At 63.8% G+C, this 15,550-nt stretch carries 13 protein-coding genes; 3 read left to right on the top strand and 10 right to left on the bottom strand.

What is annotated here, in order from left to right:
- Positions 1–70 precede the first annotated feature (70 nt).
- A complete protein-coding gene (locus HMPREF0326_RS00250) occupies positions 71–526 on the bottom strand; it encodes a universal stress protein (RefSeq protein ID WP_008681795.1) in 456 nt (151 codons plus the stop codon).
- A gap of 308 nt (positions 527–834) precedes the next feature.
- On the opposite strand from HMPREF0326_RS00250, the gene HMPREF0326_RS00245 reads away from it, so the two are divergent.
- A complete protein-coding gene (locus HMPREF0326_RS00245) occupies positions 835–1,350 on the top strand; it encodes a hypothetical protein (RefSeq protein ID WP_009302914.1) in 516 nt (171 codons plus the stop codon).
- A 170-nt stretch (positions 1,351–1,520) separates the two neighbouring features.
- Here the strand turns inward: HMPREF0326_RS00245 and HMPREF0326_RS00240 are convergent, their stop codons facing one another.
- From HMPREF0326_RS00240 to HMPREF0326_RS00200, 9 genes are all read right to left on the bottom strand, one after another.
- Positions 1,521–2,912: an outer membrane homotrimeric porin gene (locus HMPREF0326_RS00240; RefSeq protein ID WP_008681791.1), complete on the bottom strand. Its 1,392-nt coding sequence runs from the start codon at positions 2,910–2,912 to the stop codon at positions 1,521–1,523.
- Positions 2,913–3,149: 237 nt separating this feature from the next.
- The gene (locus HMPREF0326_RS00235) at positions 3,150–4,448 is read right to left on the bottom strand and encodes a tyrosine-type recombinase/integrase (protein ID WP_008681789.1); all 1,299 of its coding nucleotides are present in this window, start codon (positions 4,446–4,448) and stop codon (positions 3,150–3,152) included.
- A gap of 140 nt (positions 4,449–4,588) precedes the next feature.
- Entirely contained in the window at positions 4,589–5,404 is an 816-nt protein-coding gene (locus tag HMPREF0326_RS00230) for a 4Fe-4S dicluster domain-containing protein (protein WP_008681787.1), read from the bottom strand.
- Positions 5,405–5,413: 9 nt separating this feature from the next.
- Entirely contained in the window at positions 5,414–6,937 is a 1,524-nt protein-coding gene (locus HMPREF0326_RS00225) for a hydrogenase large subunit (protein WP_009302917.1), read from the bottom strand.
- A 140-nt stretch (positions 6,938–7,077) separates the two neighbouring features.
- The gene (locus tag HMPREF0326_RS00220; protein ID WP_008681782.1) at positions 7,078–8,574 is read right to left on the bottom strand and encodes a proton-conducting transporter transmembrane domain-containing protein; all 1,497 of its coding nucleotides are present in this window, start codon (positions 8,572–8,574) and stop codon (positions 7,078–7,080) included.
- A gap of 6 nt (positions 8,575–8,580) precedes the next feature.
- Positions 8,581–9,207: a hydrogenase-4 component E gene (locus HMPREF0326_RS00215; RefSeq protein WP_008681780.1), complete on the bottom strand. Its 627-nt coding sequence runs from the start codon at positions 9,205–9,207 to the stop codon at positions 8,581–8,583.
- 172 nt (positions 9,208–9,379) lie between these two features.
- Positions 9,380–10,327 carry a respiratory chain complex I subunit 1 family protein gene (locus tag HMPREF0326_RS00210; RefSeq protein ID WP_009302919.1) on the bottom strand — a complete coding sequence of 316 codons (948 nt, stop codon included), beginning with the start codon at positions 10,325–10,327 and terminating at the stop codon, positions 9,380–9,382.
- Positions 10,324–12,393 (bottom strand): proton-conducting transporter transmembrane domain-containing protein, encoded by a 2,070-nt coding sequence (locus HMPREF0326_RS00205; protein WP_020990092.1) that lies wholly within the window; start codon positions 12,391–12,393, stop codon positions 10,324–10,326. The genes HMPREF0326_RS00210 and HMPREF0326_RS00205 overlap by 4 nt, the downstream gene beginning before the upstream one ends.
- A gap of 27 nt (positions 12,394–12,420) precedes the next feature.
- Positions 12,421–13,377: a UDP-glucuronic acid decarboxylase family protein gene (locus HMPREF0326_RS00200; protein WP_008681776.1), complete on the bottom strand. Its 957-nt coding sequence runs from the start codon at positions 13,375–13,377 to the stop codon at positions 12,421–12,423.
- 178 nt (positions 13,378–13,555) lie between these two features.
- Between HMPREF0326_RS00200 and HMPREF0326_RS00195 the strand changes: the two genes are divergently transcribed.
- Positions 13,556–14,419: a TatD family hydrolase gene (locus HMPREF0326_RS00195; protein ID WP_008681774.1), complete on the top strand. Its 864-nt coding sequence runs from the start codon at positions 13,556–13,558 to the stop codon at positions 14,417–14,419.
- Positions 14,420–14,435: 16 nt separating this feature from the next.
- Positions 14,436–15,497, top strand: coding sequence for a lipoate--protein ligase (locus HMPREF0326_RS00190; RefSeq protein WP_020990091.1), 1,062 nt, complete (start codon positions 14,436–14,438; stop codon positions 15,495–15,497).
- Positions 15,498–15,550 lie beyond the last annotated feature (53 nt).

Here is a 15,550-nt window from a genome sequence, read left to right as displayed (position 1 = left end):
CGCCGCTGGCGCGGCGGCTGGCAGGCGTTGCGTGGCGGCGGGAAAAGGTCCCCGTCGCCGTCACGGCGGATTATTCCCCGATGGGTTCTGCGGGACGGATGGTCAGCACGGGCATGTCGGCATTCTTGACCACCTTTTCGGCTACGGAACCGAAAAGAATGCGGTCAATGCCCTTGCGGCCGTGGGTGCCCATGACAATGATGTCCACCTTTTCCTCGTGGGCGCGGTTCAGAATTTCCTCGGCCGCATAGCCGATGAGCACTTGGCCTTTGGCTTCCACGCCGGCGAAGTTCTCGGCCACGAAGGCCTCCATGGACTTTTCCGCGCCGGTGACGATTTCACCCACGAAGTTCTCAATGGTATTGGGCGGCACATGAAAACCCACATACTGGCTCAGAGAGGGAGCCGTATACACGACGAGGACGCCGGCACCCAGGCCCTTGGCCAGCAGGACCGCGTATTCGGCCACGGCCTTGCTGTGCTCGGAGAGGTCCACAGCGCAAAGAATCTTCTTGATTTCCTTCATGGCAAGCTCCATTTCCCCTGCGGGCTGCTAGTGTGACTGGGGAGCTCCCGGCAGGGGCGGAAAATTCCCCCGCCCTAGCCGAAGGCGCGCCCGGCCTGAAACCGAACGCTCTAACCCTGTAACTTGTATAAAAGCATAGAGTTTTTTTGGATAATAGACAAGGGCTTTTACAAAGCATATGCTCTGGGCATGGGAAATTTTTTCCTCCCCCAAGTGGGCGAATGTTGAAAAAAACAACAGGTTAGCCATCGTTTTTCTGTGGCAGAGTTTTTGCATATTTGGAGCGGAACGCCAACCCTGGAGGCGATATGGAAATTAATACCGAACAATTGGAAGCTCTGCTGCGCCAACAGGAGCAGCAGGCCGGGACGGTCCGCAGACAGACGGGCCAGAGCGGCGGTTTTGACGCCATTCTGGCCCAGCAGCTGGGAACCGGCACGGAACAGGCAAATGCCGCGGCCAGCCCGCTCTCACCCGGAGCGGCGCAGGCCGGGATGATCAGCCAGATGCTGTTGAACGGCGCGGGACAGAGCCAGGCTGCCGATCCCGATGCGGAGGTTCTGCAGGAAGCCTTTAACCAGGCATCCGGCACGTTGGATCTCTGGGATTCCTATGCCAAAACCCTGGGTTCGTCCGCTGACGGGGGTTCCCTGCGCGACGCGTATGCCCTGTTGCAGGGCATCGACAGCCAGGTGACCCAGATCAAGCAGGGCACAGCCGGTGTGCGCGGCAAAAACCCCGGTTTCGATTCGTTGCTGAACGAGCTGGAAGTGATGACCGCCACGGAAAAATTCAAATTCAACCGGGGCGATTACAACGTGTAAGCGCCTTGCGTAGCTTGTTATGTTAAGAGCTGCGGATTTCAGGGGATCCGCGGTTCTTTTGTTATGCAGACGCCTGCGTGTGGCTGTCGAAATGCGCAAAGCCCATACGAAAAGGGGAGCCTTGTGGGCTCCCCTTTGTCTGTCTGAAGATGTTGTTGCGTCCCTGAAGCTTAGAAAGCGTATACGAAGCTCAGGTTGACATTCCAGGGATCGCGTTCCTGGTCGCTTTTGCCGTTCATGGTGCTGCGGCCCCAGACGGACTTGGAGTGATCGATCCAGGTGGCCAGGTAAGCGGCGTCCAGCATGACGGTGAAGTTTTCGTACATCTGGTAGGTGTTGGTCAGGCCGATTTCCAGGGCGCTGTCGCTGGTGGTCATGTACAGCGGGTCTTCGCCAAGCCCACCGGCATTCGGGCCGTCATAGTAACCGTTGCCAGTGAAATACCGACCGGAAGTGGTGCCGGAAGAGAGGTACTTCTTGGCCATGGACGGGCTGTTGGTGCCGCCGATGTAGTTCACGCGCAGGGTGTGCTTGAGGTCTTCCACAAAGCTCACGTCCTTCACGCGGGCGCCGATGCCCCAGGTGCCGGACATGCTGTAGCCCAACTGGCCTTCACGGGCAATGTAGGGATTGCCGTTAAAGGCGAAGTTGGAGAAGCCGTTGTTATTGTTGTTCACGCTCAGGCTGGGCATGCGCTCGGAACCGTTGGCCGGGTTGCTGTCGTCGCCGGAACCGTACCAGCCGTACAGACCGGGAATGCCCCAATCCATCTTGTATTCGAAGAGCAGGGAGGCCAGCCAGCCCTGACGGTTCAGGCGGCTGTCGTCATACTGCACGGAACCGTAGTTGAAATCCCAGGCAATGCGGAAGGGATCCCACATGGTCACTTCGCCGGTCAGGCCGGCCCACCAGGCGGTGCCGTAGGAATTCAGCTTCTTGTTATCAAGACTGCCGTCCTTGTGACGGGCTCCACCCACTGGGAACATCCCGGCGGCGGGATACTTATTGGAGGTACCGGCCACATCGAAATAGTTGCGACCGTCGGGGTTATCATCCTTGTCGTACTTCTGCTTCGCAAAGGCATTAGGACCGATGGCGGCCATCATGCCCCAGGGGGTCACTTTCATGCCGTCAAAGGACAGGGGCAGCAGCAGAGCGAAAGCATCCACATTGTCCATGTAGTTGGCTTCATAGCCCTTGTCGTAGCCATCCTTATACCAGCCTTCGAAATTATCGTTAAAGGGGCGAGCCCACAAAGCGGTGAGGCCCACGTTTTCGTTGAACTGGTAGCTGGCGACCACACCGGCCACGTCGTCATTGAACACGTTGCTACCGGTGGTCATGCTGGGCAGGGCTACGCCCTGAATGCCCATGCGCACCTTCAGGTCGGTCTGGGGCACCATCCAGTCGATATAGGCGTTCTTCAGCTTCACCACGTCGTTACCGTCCGCGCCCAGCGCACCACCGTTCTTGCTGTCTTTGCCCCAGGTCTGGGCGCCGATTTCAAAGAAGACCGTGCCGGACAGGGATTCAGAAGCCACGGCATCCAACTGCAAGCGCACGCGCTGCTTGGCTTCGAATTCGTCTTCGCCGCCTTTGCTTTTCGCACTGCCGTTGTAGCCGGTCAGGCCGTTGCCGCCGGTGAACTTGCCGTTCTGGCCAGAAGCACATGTCTCAGTTAATCATTTGAAATAAAATGATTAAAATAAAAATAAAGTAAAAATACCCGCAATTCTACCAACAGCGTTTCTGAAAAAAGGCCGGTCCGCATTATGGCGCACCGGCCCCACGCGTCCTGGTTATTTCGGGCAGAGCGCCGCGCGTCGATGTTCGGCTATCCGCCGATTATCCCGCATTTTTCTTTTGTGAAGCGCCAAACGCATGTCTTCAAGGTAGGCGGCGTGGTGGTGTTCTTTATAGGACGCGCGCAGGTGATCGAGATAATCCGCCCATTCCTGCATCATTTTTTTGCGTTCCGGCAGATAACGGGCGTGGTTATAGGAGGCGCGCACGCTGTTTTTCTCGCAATGGGCCAACTGGCGTTCGATCCAGTCACTGTTGTAGCCCCGCTCGTTGAGCAGGGTGGAGGCCATGGAGCGGAAACCGTGGAATGACATCCTCTCCCTGTCATAGCCCAACCTACGGATAGCGCTTACCAGCGTGATATTGCAGATTCTGTCCTGTCCGCCGTGCAGGCCGGAAAAGAGAAAACGGCTGTTGCCGTCGGAGTTGCGCAATTGCTCCAGAAGAGCGACGACTTGGCGGGCCAGAGGCACGATATGCGCCACGCGGGTTTTCATCCGCTCGGCGGGGATGCGCCATTCCGCTCCGGGCAGGTCGAACTCCCGCCACTGGGCCCCAGCCAGTTCGTTGGCTCGGACAAAGACATAGGGAGCCATTTGCAGCGCGCATTTAACGGGAAAGGTGCCCCAGTAGGTGTCAATGGCGCAGAGCAGCCGTCCGATTTCATCGGGTTCGGTCAGGGCGGCGAGGTGTCGGGTACGTATGGGCCGCAGCGCGCCGCGCAGATCGGCGGCCACATCACGTTCGGCCCGGCCCGTGGCAACGGCATAGCGGAAAATACGTCCGCATTCGGACAACAGCCTGTGCGCCGTGACCACGGAGCGGCGCTCCACGCCGCGCAACATGTCCAGCAATTCCGGCGGGCTGATGTGCTTGATGGGCCGTGCGCCCAAGGCGGGAATCAGAATCTGCGTGACGTGCCCCACAATAGCGGCGGCGGTGCGCGGAGCCCACTGGTCGGAAAATTTGTCCAGCCAGTCGCGCGCCACGGCTTCCAGGGTATTGCGGGAAACGGTCAGGGCTTCGGCTTTGGCCGCCCGCTTCGCCGCGCTAGGATCAATATGTTCCAGCAACAGTTTTTTGGCCGCTTCCCGTCGTTCCCGGGCCTCCCGCAGACTGAGCCCGGGCCAGGGGCCGATGACCAGCAGTTTCTGGCGGCCCAGGTAGCGGTACGCCAGCCGCCAAGATTTTCCGCCCTTGGGCGAGACGTACAAAAAAAGCCCGCCCCCGTCAGCGAGCTTTTGGGCCTTGCCGTTGCCGGTGACGGCGCGGACGGCTTTTTCCGTGAGTTTCATGCTTCCTCCTTGGCGGCTGGATGCCGCCAAAGAGGAAATCGGCAAAAAACGGGGAGGTACGGGGCGGCTCGATGCGAAAACAGGTTCCCGGGAGATACCAACGTCCGTACCAACAGCCGCGCGCGGCGGCGAAAAAGCTGTCAGTCCCGGCGGCGCAACGACAGCAAACCGTCCAGAATGCTCCAGGGATTGGGCGGGCAGCCGGGCACAAAGACATCCACGGGCGGCAGGCGGCCGCCTCCATCCAGACCCCCGTGACATTGCGGGCTTTCCCGGAACAGGCCGCCGGAAATGGCGCAGGCCCCCACGGCCACCAGCAGACGCGGCTCCGGCATGGCGGCCCACGTGTCCAGCAGAGCCCGACGCATGTTTTCCGTCACCGGGCCGGTGACCACCAGACCGTCGGCATGGCGCGGCGAGGCCGTAAATTCGATGCCGAAACGGCCCAGATCATACACCAGGGTGCCCAGCACATTGCAGTCGGCCTCGCAGGCGTTGCAGCCCCCGGCGCTGACCTGGCGCAACTTGAGGGAGCGGCGGAACAGACTGTAATCGCGGGGCGGGCACGGCGACGCGGATGCCGGAGCGGACGCGCCGGGCGGCAGGGGCGCGATGCGCAGAGCCTCCCGCCGGAAGGCGGCCAGACGGTGCTCCCCGCTGAAGTGGAAGGCCCCTTTGGGGCAGGCCGCGCGGCAGGCGCCGCAAAAAATACAGCGGCCCATGTCCAGCAGCGGGGTGCGCGCGCCGCAGGACTGACCGGGTGGGCCGGATGCAGCGGACGGGGACGGCAACAGCGCGCCTGCGGGGCAGGCCGTGAAACAGGCCCGGCAGTCGCCGCAATCCACATCCGTAAGCGTGGGACGCCCCAGATAGCGTGGCGAAAGCGCGGGCTCCCGCCGGGGATAGTCCAGCGTGCGGTATTTCTGGTGCAAGCGTTCCTTGATGATGCGCAGCATGGGCAAGCCTCACAGATCGTGGCCGCAATATGAAAGATTGAAGCTCTTGTTGCAGAGGGGAAAATCCGAGATCTGGCCTCCGCGCATGGCTAGCGCCAAGCCGGGCCAGTTGTGGAAGGACGGGTCCACGATTTTGCAGACCAGCGGTTCCCCGTTCGTGCCGGTGACGGCCAGATGGCAGATTTCGCCGCGCCACCCCTCCACCTGGGCCACGGCCAGCTTGCGGGCCGGAAGACGCGGCGGCCGCGAAAGCGCGGACACGGCGGGCGTTTCCGGACAGGCGGCCAGACGGGCCAGATCATCCCGCAGCAAGGCCAGGGAATCGTCCAGTTCATGGCTGCGCACCAGGGCGCGGGCCAGCACGTCGCCGCCGCGTTCCCGGCGCGGACCGTGATCGCCCACGGGCAGCTCCGACAGAGGGGCATGAAAGCGCGCGTCCAGATCAAGGCCGCAGGCCCGCGCGGGCACGCCCACCAGCCCCAGAACGCGGGCGTCCTCGGGGCGCAGCGCGCCGATACCCGCCAGCCGGTCGCGCACGCTGGCCGCCTCCAACATGATGTCCACCGCGCCGCGCGTGTCCCGTCCGGCCGCCCGCAGCCGCGCCGCCAGATCCTCGCAGCCCGCCGGGTCCAGATCCCAGGCCACGCCGCCGTAGCGCAGCAGGCCGCGCCCGAAACGGTTGCCGCACAAGCTGGCGGTCATGTTCAGAAAATCGCCCCGGATGCGCCCGTTCCAGGAGGAAGTGGGCAGAAAACCCGTATCCCCGGCAATGGCCCCCAGGTCGCCGCAATGGCTGGCCAGACGCTCCAGCTCCAGGCCGATGCGGCGCACAAGCTGGGCGCGTTGGGGCACGTCCGTCCCGGTCAGGCGTTCCCACAGCACGCAATGGGCCGTGGCGTGGGCCACGCTGGAATCTCCGGCCGCGCATTCCAGCAACGGCAGGCGGCGGCCCGCCGGGCCGCCCGTGAGCATGGCTTCCAGACCTCGGTGCTGATAGCCCAGGGCGATTTCCAGGTGCAATACGATTTCGCCGTGGCATTGAAAGCGGAAATGTCCCGGCTCAATGATGCCCGCATGCACCGGGCCCACGGCCACTTCATGCACTTCGCCGCCGTCCGCCCGGTAAAAGGGGTAGTCCGCCGGGGCGTCGCTCTTCGCGCCGCCCCGCATGCCGTCGGGCGTGCGGCGCACGGCCTTGAGCCAGGGATGCCCCACGGGTTCCACCCCCCATTGCTCGTATATCTCGCGCTCAAAAAGGTGAACCTGGGGGCAGTCCGGCGTGAGAGAGTCGAAGCGCTCCAGCGGCGGGGTGCGCAGCACTGTCAGCATGCGCGCGGCGTCGTGGCCCAGCACGCAGCACAGGCCCACGGGGCCGGAAGCGTCCGGACCGCGTGCGGCTTCCGGCAGTCCGAAGAAGGCCAGTACGCGCCAGCCTTCGGCCACGGCTCCGGTCAGACGGTCGCGCAGCTCCGCCGCGTCCATAAGGGGCAGATCGTCGAGATCCATGGCCTGCCGGTAATCAAAGGAAAGCATACCCAGGTCTCCTAGAGAGCATTTTGCGCTTGAAATGATCGCGTAACGGCGAAATAAATCTGCCTTGCGATACTTTCGCGGTGCGAATTTTCACGGAAAATCCGCACGGAGCGTTGAGATATTTTCAATATCAAAACGCTCTAGCCGTCGATAAGCGCCGCGCCGCGTTGCAGAAAATGCCACAGCCGGTCGGGCACCCAGAGGCCCAGCGTCAGTACGGCCAGACAGAGAGCCAGGGGCGGCAGCACGCTCAGCAAGGTCTCGTGTCGGCTCCTCGGCAAGTCCGGGGGCCGGTTGCCCTGCACCATGCGCAGCACGGCCACGGACATGCCCACGAAAATCACGGCCAGAGCCGTCAGATAGGCGGCGGCCACGCCGTAGGAGTCTTGGGCCAGCATGCCCTTGAGAATCAGGAATTCGCTGACGAAGATGCCGAAGGGCGGCGAACCGGCCACGGCCAGAAAACCCGCCGTCCAGAGCGCGCCGGTGACGGGCATGGTCCAGCGCAGGCCGCGTATGTCATAGCTGGAAAAGGTGTGATAACGGGCCAGGATGTTGCCCGCCAGCAGAAAGAGCATGCATTTGGTCAGGGAGTGGCAGACCGCATGCAACAGCGCGCCCTGGGCCGCCAAGCCGCCCAGGCCCGCGCCCAGGGCCAGAATGCCCATGTGCTCCACGCTGGAGTAGGCCAGCAGGCGCTTGTAATGGCCCTGCCCCACGATGAAAATGGCCGCCGTGATCAGAGAGAGCAGGCCGAAAAAGACCAGCAGGCCGCCGCTGAAATCGCCCAGATCCGCCGCCAGCATGATTTGGTGCCCGCGCAGGATGCCCAACAGGGCGCAGTTGAGCAGTGCGCCGGAAAGCAGGGCCGACACCAGGGACGGGGCCTGGCTGTGGGCGTCGGGCAGCCAGTTGTGCAGGGGCGCGAGGCCCATCTTGGTGCCGTAGCCCACCAGCAGAAAGATGAAGGCCGCCTTGAGCCAGGGTTGCGCGGCCGTATTCGCGTGCCGGATGAACCAGCCGACCTGGTCCATGTCCCCGGCCGGGATGCCGCTTCCGTCAGGTGCGTAAAAGGCCACGGAAAGCAGGATATTGCCCAGCAGCGCCAGGGCGATGCCCACGGAACAGATGATCAGATATTTCCAGGTGGCTTCCAACGAATGGCGGTGGCGGTGAAAATAGATCAGCGGCGCGCTGGAGAGGGTGGTGGCTTCTATGCCCACCCAGAGCGCGCCCAGATGCGGGGTAGTGGTCACCAGGCTCATGGCCGCCAGAAAGAAGCAGAGACAGGCCGTGAAGCGGCGCTCCGGGGCGTTGGTGAAGGGGCGGCCGTCCTGGATGCAGGTGCGTTCCTCAAAGTTTTCCTCTTCACGCAGATAGCCCACGGCGTAGATGGAGGCCGCCAGAAACAGCAGGCTGGCCAGCGCCAGAAAAAGCGCACCCAGCGCGTCCGGGGCCAGCAGGCCGCCCAGAGCGCAGGGCTGTTCGCCTCGCGCCACGCGCGCAACGGTCAGCAGAGACAGCGTGACGTGCCCAAGAGCCGTGAGCGGCAACAGTCCCCGGCAGAAGGCGGCGTTGCCCACCAGCAGCATGATCAGGCCCGCGCCGAGCGGGAGAAAAAGCAGAGCTTCCAGCATGCGCGTCTAGTCCCTGAGGCTGCGAAAGCGCCCCACGTCAATGGATTCAAAGGTTTCGCCGATGTGATTGATGGCGATGCCCATGACGAAAACCGCCACAAAAATGTCCAGCAACAGGGCCAGTTCGAACCAGACCGCGCCTGCGGTCATCAGCGGCACGCCCAGCAGAAAAATGCCGTTTTCCGCCACCAGATAGCCGATGACCTGCGAAAGGGCCGTGGTCCTCCCCACGACCAGGATCAGCCCACAGAACAGAGTGGTCAGGGCCGTGGGCAGCAGCAGCGGCGGAAAAAGCCCCGGCAGGATGGACAGCCGGGCCTCCAGCCAGAACGAGAAGACCAGCCCGGACATGCCCGCCAGAATGCCCAGCCCGATGTGCAGGCGGGGCCTGAGGCCCGCCCCGGCGCGCAGGCGCTTCCGGGTGCGCGTGAGCAGGCCGGGCAGCAGCAGGCCCTTGATCAGCAGCACGGCTCCGGCCAGCAGGGCATGATCCAGACACAGCAGCAGGGCCGCCAGCAGAATGCCCTGAAAAGCCGTGAGCCGGATCAGAGCCGGCAGACGCGGCGCGCCCAGCAGCAGAAGATTGTTGAGCAGCAGCAGAAAAAGCACTGTGGGGAGGAACGTCGTGGTCATTGTCCGCCTCGCCTGGAACAGCTTAGAGCGTTTTGATATTGAAAATATCTTAACGCTCTGTGCGGATTTTCCGTGAAAATCCGTACCGCGAAAGTATCGCAAGGCGAATTTACTTCGCCGTTACGCGATAATTTCAAGCGCAAAATGCTCTATCGTTGAAACGCCGCGCATTTCAGCGAACCTGGGTCAGAATCAGGGCCAGGGCCGCCAGAGCCGCCGTGCCGCCCAACAGCTGGGGGACGCGCGTCAGGCGCAGGCGGGCCATGACGGATTCCACCACGCCCACCACCGCCGCCAGTCCCGGAATGACGGCCAGCCACAGACCGGCCTGCTGCCAGAGCGGCAGCGGCGGCACCAGCAACCCGGCGATGAGCGCCGCGAAAAACCAGAGCTTGAGCGCCGCCCCATATATGATCATGGCCAGGTTGGGGCCGGAGTGGTCCAGCACCATGGCCTCGTGGATCATGGTCAGTTCCAGATGGGTGTTGGGGTCGTCCACCGGGATGCGGCAGTTCTCCACCAGCAACAGCACAAAGAACACCGCCGGAATCAGCAACAGCTCCGCGCGGCCCAGCAGCCAGGCCCCGGCGGCCTGTCCGCCGAACATGCCCGACAGGGAGAAGGACGCGGCCGGGTCCAGGCCGTGGTGCAGGTCGAGGCTCAGGCTGGTCAGCACCAGAAAGGCCAGAAACAGAACGGGTTCGGCCAGAGCCGAAAAGGCGGCTTCACGGCTGGCACCCATGCCCTCGAAGGAGGAGCCCGTATCCAAGGCCGCCAGAATCAGGGCGAAGCGCCCCATGCCCAGCAGATAGGCGGCCAGCAGAAAGTCCCCGCTGAAACCCAGCGGCGAGGGCGCGCCGCCCAGGGGCAGCAGGGCCAGAGCGCAGAGCGTGGCGGCCAGCGCCACGCCGGGCCCGGCGGCGAAGGTCCAGGTGGCGGTGCGGCTGATGACCTCGCCCTTGCGCAGCAGCCGGGCCAGATCATAGTAGGTTTGCAGCAGGGGCTTGCCCCTGCGCCCGGCCGTCTTGGCCTTGACCCGATTGATGATGCCGGGCAGCAGCGGGGCCAGGGCCAGGGCCAGCAGCAGCTGGACGAGATAGGCGGAAATGTTCTGGCTCATACGCCCAGCCCCCATATCAGCAGGCCCACCACCGTGGCCAGAATATAGAGGATATACAGATGAATCTTGCCGTGCTGGATGATTTTACAGGCATTACAGAGGCGTTCCACGGCTTCGAACAGGGGCGTGAACAGACCGCTGCGCAGACGATCCGGCGCGGTCACGCTCAGCCCGGCCCGGCCGGGGAAAAGCCCCTCGATCATCGGGCGGCGAACCTTGAGCCCCATGGCTGGGGCGAAAATCCGCGCCAGCGGCTCGGAAAAGGAGGCGTCCGTATACTGGATGCGCGCTGAACCCGCCTGAAAGCCGCAGCCCCATGTCTGCTCCGTCCGCTCCATTTGCGCCGCCGCGCCGCGCCGCCGCAGCAGCCATTTGCGGCCCAGCAGCAGCGCCAGGGACAGCAGCAGGCCACCCCCGCCCAGCATGGAAACCATGCCGAGGCTCCCGCTCGCCTGGGCCTGGACTTCCAGCGCGCCGGGAATCAGACCTTGCGGCGGGGGGACGGCGTGCAGGGCAGTTTGCGCGGCCAGGCCGAAAAAGCTCGGGGCCAGCAGGCCGCCCGCCACGCAGGCCAGGGCGGGCAGGGACAGCGGCCAGAGCGTGCGCCAGGAGACGGCGTGGGCATTGGCCGCGAAGCCCGTGCGGGCCTCGCCCAGAAACGTCATGCCGTAAGCCTTGGCATAGAGGGCGGCGGCCAGGCCGCTGATCAGGGCCAGACCCGTCAGGGCCAGCAGCAGGCCCATCTGCCGCTCCACGCCGGGCAGGGTCGGGCCGTCCAGCATGGAAAGGGCCAGCACAAATTCTCCGGCAAAACCGCTCAGGGGCGGCAGGCAGGCGATGGCCGCCGCGCCCAGGGCGAAGGCCGCGCCCAGCAGGGGCAGACGCTTCTGCAAGCCGCCCAGCAGTTCCATGCGCACCGTGCCCGTGGCGTGCAGCACTTCGCCCGCGCAGAGAAAGAGCAGGCCCTTAAAACCCGCGTGGTTGAGCATGTGCAGCAGTGCGCCCGCGAAGCCCAGCAGGGCGATCCAGGCGTTGCCCGAGGCCTGGCCGATGAGCCCGGCCCCCACGCCCATGAACATGAGGCCCATGTTCTCCACGCTGGAATAAGCCAGCAGGCGCTTGAGGTTGCTCTGGGCCAGCGCTTTCAGAATGCCCATCAGGCCGGTGCCCAGGCCCAGCAGAAGCAGACACCAGCCCCACCATTCGGGCGCGGCGCCTGGAGCCGCCAGTATGCCCAGACTGCGGATCAGCCCGTACAGTCCGGCGTTGATCATGGCCCCGGACAGCAGGGCCGAGACATGGCTGGGCGCGGCGGGATGGGCCTCGGGCAGCCAGACGTGCAGGGGCGCGAGCCCGGCCTTGGCCCCGAAGCCCAGCACGGCCAGCAGGAACAGCGCGGTCATGACGCCCGGCCCGGCCGCGCGCAGGGCCGCGCCGTCGCGAAGCGCGTCCAGCGCCGTGACGCCCGAGCTCTGCCAGAGCAGGCCGAAAAAGGCGATCAGGGCCACGGCCCCCAAATGCGCGGCCACCAGATAGACCCAGGAGGCGTCGCGCACCTTGCTGTCGCCGTCGTTGAAATCAATCAGAAAGAAAGGAGCCAGGGACATGATTTCCCAGGCCAGCAGAAAAAGCACGGCGTCGCGCGCGCTCATGACCAGGGCCATGCCCAGCAGCAGAAGCAGATAAAAGAACCAGTGCGCGCCCAGATTGTGTATACGCGGCGAAACGTGCCGCAGGGAGAGGCCGCCGGAAAGGGCGCAGACCAGTCCCAGGCCGAAAACCGGCAGCAGAAAAAGGCGGCTCAAGGAGTCCAGACCCAGGACGCACGCGCCCACGGGCAGTCCCCAAGGCAGGGCCGGCGACAGACTGTCGACGGCCTCCCAGGGGCCGACGGCCAGGGCGCAGAGCCCTATCAGGCACCCCAAGGCCGCGCCCAGCGAGCCGAACCGGTTGACGGCCCGTCCCCAGGCCGCGCCAAAAGGCCGCAGGGCCGCCGCGATGGCCAGCAGGCCCGTCGCCAGCGCCGTCCCCGCCAGAATCAGAAGGGCCGTGAGAAAGAGTTCCATGCGCTGTTCCGGATGTTCTCGGCCGGGCTACGCCAAGCCCTGCCGCAACTGTCCCTCGAAGTAGGCAACGGTTTTTTTCAGGCCTTCTTCCAGGGGCACCACGGGCTCCCAGCCCAGCATCTTCCGGGCCAGGGAAATATCGGGCCGCCGCTGCTTGGGATCGTCTCCGGGCAAGGGTTCATAGCTGATGACCGAACCGCTGCCGGTAAGGGCCACCACCTTTTCAGCCAGTTCCCTGATGGTGAATTCGCCGGGATTGCCCATGTTCATGGGGCCGGTGAAGTCGTCGGACGAGGCCATGAAACGCAGCATGCACTCCACTAGGTCGTCCACATAGCAGAAGGAACGGGTCTGGCTGCCGTCGCCGTAAATGGTGATGGGTTCGTTTTTCAGGGCCTGGATGATGAAGTTGGACACCACGCGGCCGTCGTTGGGATGCATCTTGGGACCGTATGTATTGAAGATGCGGCCCACTTTGATGGGCAGGTTGCCCTGCCGCCGGTAGGCGAAAAAGAGCGCCTCGGCGCAGCGCTTGCCTTCATCGTAGCAGGAACGGATGCCGTTGGGATTCACATGGCCCCAGTAGTCCTCGGTCTGCGGATGCACTTCCGGATCGCCGTATACCTCGCTGGTGGAGGCCTGATAGATGCGCGCGCCCAGCCGCTTGGCCAGGCCGAGCATATTGATGGCCCCGTGCACGCAGGTCTTGATGGTCTGCACCGGGTCGTGCTGATAATGCACGGGCGAGGCCGGGCAGGCCAGATTGTAAATCTCGTCCACCTCCACGTAGAGCGGGAAGGTGACGTCGTGGCGGATCAGCTCAAAGCGCTTGTTGTCCATGAACTCTTCCACATTGGCCCGCGCGCTGGAAAAGAAATTGTCCACGCAGATCACTTCGTGCCCCTGATCGAGCAGACGCTCGCAGAGGTGCGACCCCAGAAAGCCCGAACCGCCGGTGACCAGAACCCGTTTACGCAGATGCATGTTTCCCCCGGAAAGACTGTAGCCGGACGCCGCCGCGTTCAGGCGGCGGTGCCCGTAATGCAGATATATTACTCTCAATGCCCGCCGCTGGCAATGCCGCCCGACGGCCGTGCCGCGTGGTTCCCGCTTTACTTGCCTCGTTGCCGGAGCATTGCTATGTTTCCCCGCGAGGTTACGCATGGGACACAAAAAAGTGGAGCGTATTGACCCCCTGAGCCGGGCTTTGCCCCTGGGCGGGGTGGACAGCCACGCGCATCTGGACGATCCGGACTTCGATCCGGACCGTGAGGATGTTCTGGCCCGGGCCCGCGCGGCAGGGCTGGCCAACGTGGGCAACGTCTTTCTGGGGCCTGATGATTTCGTCGCGCGCCGGGCTTTGTTCGACAAGCATCCGGAAGTCTTTTTTCTGCTGGGCATCCATCCCTGCGACGGGCGGAACTGCACGCCGGAGAGCCTGGCGGCCATGCGCGCGGCCTTTGCGACGGAGCCGCGCCTGCGGGCCGTGGGCGAAATCGGCCTGGACTTCCACTGGCAGGACTGCCCCAAGGAGTTGCAGTTCAAGGCGTTCACTGAACAGCTGGATCTGGCCCGCGAGCTGGACGCCCCCGTGGTCATTCACTGCCGCGAGGCCGAGGACGAATGTCTCATGACCCTGGAGGCGCGCGGTTTTGCCGGATATCCGCTGCTCTGGCACTGCTTCGGGGGCGGCCCGGCTCTGGCCCGCCGCATTCTGGACAACGGCTGGCACATTTCCGTGCCCGGCCCGGCGACCTACCCGGCCAATGCGGCGTTGCGTCAGGCCGCGGCGATCATTCCGGCGGACCGCCTGCTGCTGGAAACCGACTCCCCCTATCTTTCACCCATACCCTGGCGCGGCAAGCGCAACGAACCGGCCCTGACAGTGTTCACCGCCAGGGCTGTGGCCGAGGCGCGCGGCGTCGCGCCGGAAGAACTCTGGCTGGCCTGCGGGGAAAACGCACGCCGCTTTTTCAAGCTGAATCAGGGCGTTTTGGCATTGAAAATGTCTGACTGCTCAGCATAGTATACTCTAATGACCGATGCCTGCGATCCTGTTCAGCGGCGCGTATGCCACCGTGACGCGCCCCGGACAGGCCGGATACCAGGGGCATGACGAGGCCGCCATGGAATTTCTGACATTTTCTTCGCTGGACCCCGCTTTTAATCTGGCTCTTGAAGAGCGGCTTTTTGATTCCCTGCCGCCGGAACATCCCGGACTTTTCATGCTCTGGCAGAATGGCCCTTCCATTATTGTGGGCCGCCACCAGTGCACCGCCGAGGAAGTCAACGCCGATTTCGTACGGCGCGAAAATCTGCCGGTGGTACGGCGCATCACCGGCGGCGGCGCGGTCTACCATGATACGGGCAATCTCAATTTTTCCTTCATTGAAAACGCCAACGGCCAGGAGCGGGTGAATTTCCGGCGTTACCTGGAACCGGTGCGCGAAGCCCTGTACGATGTGGGGGTGCGGGCCGAAATTTCGGGCCGCAATGACCTGGAAGTGGACGGACGCAAGATATCGGGCAGCGGCCAGCGGATTCACCGGGGCAAGGTGCTGCACCACGGCACCCTGCTGGTGGACGTGGATTTCGGGCGCCTGAGCGAGGCGTTGAGCGTGGATCCGGAGAAAATCCGCTCCAAGGGCGTGGCCTCGGTACGGGCCAGGGTCTGCAATCTTTCCGAATGCTGGACGCCGGGCACGGACATGGGCACGCTCAAATGTTGCCTGCTGCGCCATTGCGCCGCAAGCGCCGCCCGTCTGGACATGGGGGATTACGCCGCGGCCCAGGCTCTGGCCGACAGCAAATACCGGCAGTGGAGCTGGAACTACGGCGCTTCGCCGGCCTTCACCGAGGAAAAGCGCCGCCGTTTTCCCTGGGGCGGTGTGAACCTGCGGCTGAGCGTGCGCAACGGTCGGATCGCGGATTGCCGGATTTACGGCGATTTCTTCGCCAATGCCGAAATCGAGGATCTGGAAAACATGCTTGCCGGGTTGCAGTATGAGCCCGGAGCCTTGGCCGAAGCCCTGGAAGACGTGCCTTGGGAATTGTATTTCAGCGGCTGCGATCCGGAGGAAATGCGCCGCTTTTTTGCGGAATAAGAACGCATTGGCTTCCACCGCCGCCGGGCGCGATGAGAGCATTTTAACGTTGA

Source organism: Desulfovibrio sp. 3_1_syn3, assembly GCF_000145315.2.
Lineage (GTDB): Bacteria > Desulfobacterota > Desulfovibrionia > Desulfovibrionales > Desulfovibrionaceae > Desulfovibrio > Desulfovibrio fairfieldensis.
The sequence above is the reverse complement of the archived record's forward strand: the minus strand, read 5'-3'. Positions and strand labels throughout refer to the sequence as shown.